Genomic DNA, 1,207 nt, shown 5'->3' with positions numbered 1-1,207 from the left:
TGTAAATAGACCCGTTTTAGTTCCATGCATTTTTTGAGATCCCGGCCAAATAATGGTGCTGTCGGTATTCCTCCGGTGTCATATTGTTCAGTGATTCATGAGGGCGTTCACAGTTATATTCTGACACCCATCTTTCCGTGATTTCCCGCACTTCATTCAGCGTTCTGAACAGATAAAAATCGAGTATTTCTGTACGGTATGTTCGGTTAAAGCGCTCAATAAAAGCGTTCTGTGTCGGCTTACCCGGCTGGATAAACTCCAGTTTTACTGCATGTTGCTCTGCCCATTCAGCCAGTGCAAGTGAGATAAATTCCGGACCATTATCCATGCGTAGCATGACAGGATAGCCGCGATTTGCCGCGATCCTGTCAAGCACACGGACCACGCGCAGAGCTGGCAGATTCAGATCGATTTCAATCGACAATGCTTCACGGTTAAAGTCATCAACGACATTGAACGTGCGAAAACGACGGCCACAGACCAGAGCATCATGCATAAAATCGACAGACCAGCTCTGGTTCAACGCTTCCGGTGTGATCAGTGGCGAGGGATTACGCACCGGCAACCGTTGTTTGCCTTTACGGCGAAAATTCAGCTTCAGCAGACAATAAATACGATGGATCCTTTTGTGATTCCACGGGTATCCCTGCCGCCGCAGAACCTGGAAAAGTTTTGGAAAACCGTACCGTGGGTATCGTTCTGCCACTGCCTGCAACGCGACAATAACGGGTTCATCACGCGTGGTATCCGGACGGTAATGGTAAACCGTTCTGCTCAGGTTCAGACTCCGGCAGGCCTGACGGATACTGAGTCCAAATGTCGTTATCAGATGAGTGACCAGCTCACGCTTAAAGGCTGGTTTTAAAGCTTTTTTTCGATAACATCTTTCAGCGCCCGGTTCTCAAGGCTCAGGTCGGCAAACATCTGTTTGAGACGCCGATTCTCGTCCTCAAGATCCTTGATCTTTTTAATATCAGAAGCCTCCATGCCGCCGTATCTGGCCTTCCAGTTGTAGTAGGTGGCTTCAGAGATACCGGCCTCCCGGCAGACATCTTTAACGGTTCGTCCGGCTTCAACCGATTTAATTACGGCAATGATCTGATGCTCAGTAAAACGGGCTTTACGCATAGCGATCTCCTTTGTTGGCAGAGCGATTATGCCGGAGGATCTCTAAATGTGAATGGCACGATTATGCGGGATACTTACA

1 protein-coding gene is annotated in these 1,207 nt (G+C 48.6%); it reads right to left on the bottom strand.

Going from position 1 to position 1,207, the window contains the following annotated elements; translation table 11 throughout:
- Positions 1-16: 16 nt before the first annotated feature.
- A protein-coding gene (locus tag ACLH1I_RS26540; protein ID WP_102005183.1) for an IS3 family transposase occupies positions 17-1,128 on the bottom strand; the annotation gives its coding sequence in 2 pieces (ribosomal slippage) (positions 17-867 and positions 867-1,128; 1,113 coding nt in all).
- Positions 1,129-1,207: the final 79 nt, after the last annotated feature.

This window comes from Klebsiella sp. 1SOBk10mer (assembly GCF_046602535.1).
GTDB lineage: Bacteria > Pseudomonadota > Gammaproteobacteria > Enterobacterales > Enterobacteriaceae > Klebsiella > Klebsiella quasipneumoniae.
The sequence above is the reverse complement of the archived record's forward strand: the minus strand, read 5'-3'. Positions and strand labels throughout refer to the sequence as shown.